The organism is Pseudomonas antarctica (genome assembly GCF_900624995.1).
In the GTDB taxonomy this organism is placed as follows: Bacteria; Pseudomonadota; Gammaproteobacteria; order Pseudomonadales; family Pseudomonadaceae; genus Aquipseudomonas; species Aquipseudomonas antarctica.
In genome coordinates, this window is record NZ_UYXQ01000183.1 from 1 (window position 1) to 5,577 (window position 5,577).

At 58.9% G+C, this 5,577-nt stretch carries 6 protein-coding genes and 1 pseudogene; all 7 read left to right on the forward strand.

Going from position 1 to position 5,577, the window contains the following annotated elements:
• A pseudogene (locus E0F99_RS31330) lies at window positions 1-189 on the forward strand (fimbrial protein); the annotation flags it as partial.
• A 51-nt stretch (window positions 190-240) separates the two neighbouring features.
• On the forward strand, window positions 241-801 hold the full coding sequence (locus E0F99_RS28530) for a fimbrial protein (RefSeq protein ID WP_083358330.1): 561 nt from the start codon (window positions 241-243) through the stop codon (window positions 799-801).
• A 19-nt stretch (window positions 802-820) separates the two neighbouring features.
• Entirely contained in the window at window positions 821-3,433 is a 2,613-nt protein-coding gene (locus E0F99_RS28535; RefSeq protein WP_156795344.1) for an outer membrane usher protein, read from the forward strand.
• Window positions 3,430-4,191 (forward strand): fimbria/pilus periplasmic chaperone, encoded by a 762-nt coding sequence (locus E0F99_RS28540; protein WP_083358328.1) that lies wholly within the window; start codon window positions 3,430-3,432, stop codon window positions 4,189-4,191. The genes E0F99_RS28535 and E0F99_RS28540 overlap by 4 nt, the downstream gene beginning before the upstream one ends.
• A gap of 21 nt (window positions 4,192-4,212) precedes the next feature.
• Window positions 4,213-4,785 (forward strand): fimbrial protein, encoded by a 573-nt coding sequence (locus E0F99_RS28545; RefSeq protein ID WP_083358327.1) that lies wholly within the window; start codon window positions 4,213-4,215, stop codon window positions 4,783-4,785.
• A gap of 10 nt (window positions 4,786-4,795) precedes the next feature.
• Window positions 4,796-5,290, forward strand: coding sequence for a fimbrial protein (locus E0F99_RS28550; RefSeq protein ID WP_083358326.1), 495 nt, complete (start codon window positions 4,796-4,798; stop codon window positions 5,288-5,290).
• Between the two features lie 13 nt (window positions 5,291-5,303).
• A partial coding sequence (locus E0F99_RS28555) for a fimbrial protein (protein WP_479725196.1) occupies window positions 5,304-5,577 on the forward strand: 274 nt, incomplete at its 3' end.

Sequence of the window (5,577 nt, forward strand, 5' to 3'; positions counted from 1 at the left end):
GTCCGCGACGGCCTAATGCTGACCCCCGGCCGCAGCACAATTGTATTGGGAACACCCACCGGGCCGCAAACCATTGCCGCAGGCAATAACACTCTGTAGTTCGGTGCCTTTGTAAAAGGCGCCACCCCCTGCGATATCGTCCCGGGGGATTTCAGCGCAGTCACCAACTTCACCTTGGCTTATCAGTAAGTCTTTCCCCCGCCACTTCAGGGTGGCGGGGGGCACTGATGGGAGATCACGGTGAACACATTCATAAGTCTCGCTATCACCTCTTCATTGACGATGTTGATCAACCCTTATGTTCTTGCGCAGACACCTGCGCAAGGCGCCGGGGTCGTCACGCTGGGTGGAGTGGTCGTTGACTCAGCCTGCGGGCTGGAATTGACCAGTGCAGATCAATCCATCGAGATGGATCCCGAACCCATAGGTCGACTTCTACGCAACACAGAAGGCGCGCCGCACCCCTTCCAGCTGCGTCTGGTCAATTGCACGTTGACTCGTCCCGACCCGTCGCGGCCGGGGGCAACCCTGCCTGACTGGGAGCATCTGCGCGTGATGTTTGACGGCCCCCGCGATCGAGAAGGCCGCTCATTTGCCGCCTTGGGTGATTCGCAGGGGGTGGCCTTTCACATTTGGGATTCGACGGGCGAGGAGAGTATTCCGGGTGAGCCGATGGCCCCGCATCCGCTGGCCGAAGGTGACATGACCCTGAACTACATACTTCGACTGGTCGGCAATGGGCTGCCGCTGGGAGCCGGTGCTCACCGCGTCGCAGTGCGATTCACGTTGGAATACTTTTGAACATTGATGGGTTGCTTTCATGTTGAATGCGTCGAAGATCAAACATACGCTTCGCCCCGGCCTCTTTGGAGGGTTGATATCGCTGGCGGGAACTGCATTGGGTGCCGCAGATATCGAGTTCAATACTGACGTACTTGATCTCAGTGATCGCACCAATATCGACTTGTCACAGTTTGCACGCAGCGGGTTTATTCTGCCGGGCACTTACGTGATGGTGGTGCAGATAAATGGCCAGCCTGTTTCTGAGCAATCGGTGACCTTTTACCCCCCCGACAATGAACCCAAAGGCAGTCAGGCCTGTTTATCCAAGGCGCTGGTGGAACAGTTGGGTCTGAAGGCATCCGAAGTTGCCGGGCTTACTTGGTGGAAAGGCGGCGAGTGCCTGGATATTCAAGGTTTACCAGGCATGGAAGTCAGTGGCGACCTGGCCACCTCCGCGCTGAACATCAACCTCCCCCACGCCTACCTTGAGTACAGCGCCATTAACTGGGACCCGCCCTCGCGCTGGGATGAGGGCGTGCCGGGGCTGCTGATTGACTACAACATGACGGCTCAGTCCAACCACCAGAAGAACGAGCGGTCTCGCAATAATATCAGTGGTAACGGAACACTGGGGGCCAATGCCGGAGCCTGGCGCCTGAGGGCGGATTGGCAGGGGCGTGTCGACAACGAGAAGGAGGGCGCGGCCGGTAATCGAAAGCTCGAATGGAGCCGTTACTACGCCTACCGCGCGATCCCTGCGCTGAAGGCGCGCTTGGTGGTGGGAGAGAACTACCTGTACTCGGATCTGTTTGACAGCTTCCGCTTTACCGGCGCTGCACTCAATTCGGATGAGAGCCAGCTGCCACCGAACTTGCGGGGTTATGCACCCGAGGTCGTCGGGGTGGCCAAGACCAATGCCAGGGTCGTCATCAGCCAGCAAGGCCGTGTGTTGTATGAAACCCTGGTTGCCGCAGGCCCTTTCCGTATTCAGGACCTTAATGACGCCGTCACCGGCACGCTGGATGTGCGCGTGGAAGAGCAGGACGGTTCGGTACACACCTTCCAGCTCAACACGGCAGGCGTTCCCTACCTGACACGCCCCGGGCAAGTTCGTTACAAGCTGGCGACTGGACGGCCCTCAAACCTGCAGTACAACGGTGATGGCAGCGTGTTCGGCACAGGCGAGTTCTCCTGGGGGATCAGCAACGGCTGGTCGCTATTTGGCGGCGGGATCACGGATAACAACTACCGCGCGGCGTCCATCGGCGCTGGCCGTGACCTGCTCGCGTTGGGCGCCGTGTCGCTGGATGTGACCCAGTCCCAGGCCGATGTCTGGAATGAAACGCTCTCAGGTAAATCCTATCGGCTGCAGTATTCCAAGAACTTTGAAGAGTACGACAGCCAAGTCACGTTCGCCGGTTACCGCTTTTCCGATAAGAACTTCTTGAGCATGAGTGAATACCTGGATGCTCGTTATTACGGGATGAATGGCGAACTCGCCGGGCGCGGGGTGTACAACGAAAACGGTGACCACCAAGCGCAATGGAAGCCTATTGGCGGCAGCAAGGCTCTTTATACCGCCACGGTGAACAAACAGTTTCGTGATCTGGGGGCCACCGTCTACGCCAGTTACAACAAACAAACGTATTGGACTCGGCCGGCGACCCAGCGCTGGAACGTGTCGCTGTCGCGCTACTTCAATGTCGGCAGCGTTAAAAACATGAGCCTGTCCCTGAACATGTATCGCACCCTTGAATACAACTATAAGGACAATGGAATGGCACTGACCGTCAGCCTGCCATTGGGCCCCACCGGCACACTGTCGGTGGACGCGAATAGGGCCGCCGGCACGAATAGCCTATCGACGCGCTACAGTGATCGCATTGATCAGCGCAACAGTTACCAGCTCAGTGCAAGCGACAACTCCGCCAGTGGTTATCTGAGTCACATCGGTGACCAGGCTGATTTCACGCTCGCCGCCAGCCAGCAGCAAGGCAACCGCACCAACCTCAGCATGTCCGCTCGCGGCGGTGGCACGCTCACGCCTTACGGCGCAGCGCTGCACCGCACCAGTAGCACAGGCGGCACTCGCCTGATGGTCGACACCGGTGGTGTAGCCGATGTGCCTGTGCGCGGCTACGGCACCCCAACCCGCAGCAATGGTTTCGGCAAAGCGGTGATTTCCGATCTGAGCAGCTATCAGCGTACGGCGGCCAGCGTTGACTTGGAGAACTTGCCAAACAACGTTGAAGCGACCCAATCCGTCACCCAACTGACGCTCACCGAAGGGGCGATCGGTTATCGATCCCTGGAAGTGATTGCAGGCGAAAAGGCCATGGCGGTCCTGCGTCTGCCGGACGGCAGTTCGCCGCCCTTCGGCGCGACGGTGAAAAACACCAGGCAGCAAGACACCGGAATTGTGAATGACGGCGGCAGTGTCTACCTCAGCGGCATTCAGGCCGGCGAGCAGATGACCGTCAGTTGGGGCGGAAGCGAGCGATGCGTCCTCACGCTTCCCATCACTTTACCGGCTGATGGCTTGACCAACGCCCTGCAACTGGGCTGCCGGATGGTAGCCACCGATCAACCCTTGTCCGAGCCGGCGCAGCTGACCGGCGAGCCCACCGCTACGGAGAACACCTCCTCATGATGCTGAACACACGCCTCACACTCCACACTGTCGCACTGCTGGCGTTAAGCCTGAGCCAAAGCGCCAACGCCGCGATTGGCCTGGATCGTACCCGAGTGATTTTCGATGGTGGCAAAGACGCCACCAGCTTGAACATCACGAACAACAATACCCAACTGCCGTATTTGGCCCAGGGCTGGATCGAGGATGAAGCCGGTCAGAAAATCACCACACCGCTGATCGTGCTACCGCCGGTTCAGCGCGTGGAACCCGGGAAACAGAGCCAGGTAAAAGTTCAGGCATTACCGGCCGCCAAGTCCCTGCCGCAGGATCGAGAGTCAGTCTACTACTTCAACTTGAGGGAGATTCCGCCGCGCAGCGACAAGGCCAACACCCTGCAAATTGCGCTGCAGACGCGGATTAAGTTGTTCTACCGGCCGCAAGCCATTACTCCCAGCCAGCAAGACCTGTCCAACCCATGGCAGGAAAAGCTGACCCTTACCCGGCAAGGCGAGCGCTATCAGGTGAACAACCCGACGCCTTACTTCGTGACCCTGGTGGATGCGCGCACCACCAGGGACGGCAAGACCGTGCCGGGTTTCGAACCACTGATGGTCCCGCCCAAAGGCTCACTGACCCTGGGGCCTACTGCCCAGGCGCTCGGCACCAGCCCTTATTTGGCCTACGTGAATGACTACGGCGGACGTCCGCTGCTGGCCTTCACCTGCAGTGGTGAAACTTGCAAGGTGAACTTGCAAGCAGCACCGCTTAACCCGTAACGCCTGCCGCCGGAGCAAGTCATGAAATCGCACTATGTAAAGGTCGTGGGCGGCCTGTTACTGGCCTTTGTGGGGCGCGCGCATGCCGAGGATATCGAGGGCATGAATGGGGTGCTGAACATATCCGGGTCCATGCATGAAACTCCCTGCAGCCTGGAGATGACATCACTGCATCAAACCATTGACCTGGGCGACGTGTCGACCAACCAACTGCAACGGCCAGGCGACCAGGCAAACGCCATCGCATTTCAGTTGCGCTTCAACGAGTGCAACCGCACCGCAGGCAGCATCCGCAATGAACGCACGGGGAACCTGACGTGGAGCGCCTTTCAACCGGTGCTGTCGGTCGCGTTTGTCGCGCCTGCCGATGCCGATGATTCACGCTTGGTCAAGGTGCAAGGCATCACTGGGATGGGCCTGTATTTGACCGATGCCCTTGGGCGCAATGTGCAACTGGGCTCAAGGGGTGAACCCCTGTTTTTGCCCCTGGGCGGCAGCACAAAGACCTGGAACGTTCAGCCCACGCGTACCTCCGCGCCGTTGACCAGCGGAGCCTTCAAGGCCGTGGTGGATTTCAGGCTCAATTATGAGTAAGGGCAGAACAATGGCTAAGTCAAATGGCCCCTGGGCCATCGTTTTCGGGAGCGGCCTATTGTGGGCCGCAAGCCTGGGTGTACAGGCCCAGACCAACCTGACCATCCGCGCGGTCATCATTGCACCGCCGCCGTGCGTGATTAATAGCGGCAGCACACTGGATGTGCCGTTTGGCAATGACCTGCTGACCTCACGGATTGACGGGGTCAACTACCGTCGCGATGTGCCCTACACGGTCACCTGTGATTCCCCTTACAGCAACGCATTGACCCTGGAACTCAAAGGTACGGGGGCCGCGTTTGACAGCCGTGTGTTGTCGACGCGCAAGACGGATCTTGGCGTGAAGCTGTTCGTCAATGGCGCAGATTGGCCGCTCAATACTGCTGTGAATTTTACCCACCCGAACATCCCAGCCGTGCAGGCGGTTCCCGTCAAGCGCGAGGGCAGCAAGCTGACGGGAGGGGCATTTGATGCGACCGCCACCCTTGTGGTCGATTATCAATGAAGAGGAATGATCAATGACATTTTGCAAGCAGCGAGCGTTGCTCGCCTTGTGCTCCATCGGTCTGTGCAGTGGTGCGTCGGCCAACCTGACGTTCAGCGGAACCCTGAACGAGCCTCCGCCGTGCACGATCGATGCCGGCAACACGATTGAAGTCGATTTTGGTGATGTCGGGGTAAAGCGTGTCGATGGTGAGAAATACCGCAGAGGGGTCGGCTACACCATCAGTTGTGGCACCGATACGCTCCCCTGGTTGCTGAAACTGAGTGTTAACGGCACCCCCACAGGTT

Coding starts and splice junctions, on each gene's coding strand:
- E0F99_RS28540 (WP_083358328.1), top strand. CDS start 3,430: ATGATGCTGAACACACGCCTCACACTCCACACTGTCGCACTGCTGGCG.
- E0F99_RS28535 (WP_156795344.1), top strand. CDS start 821: ATGTTGAATGCGTCGAAGATCAAACATACGCTTCGCCCCGGCCTCTTT.
- E0F99_RS28545 (WP_083358327.1), top strand. CDS start 4,213: ATGAAATCGCACTATGTAAAGGTCGTGGGCGGCCTGTTACTGGCCTTT.
- E0F99_RS28550 (WP_083358326.1), top strand. CDS start 4,796: ATGGCTAAGTCAAATGGCCCCTGGGCCATCGTTTTCGGGAGCGGCCTA.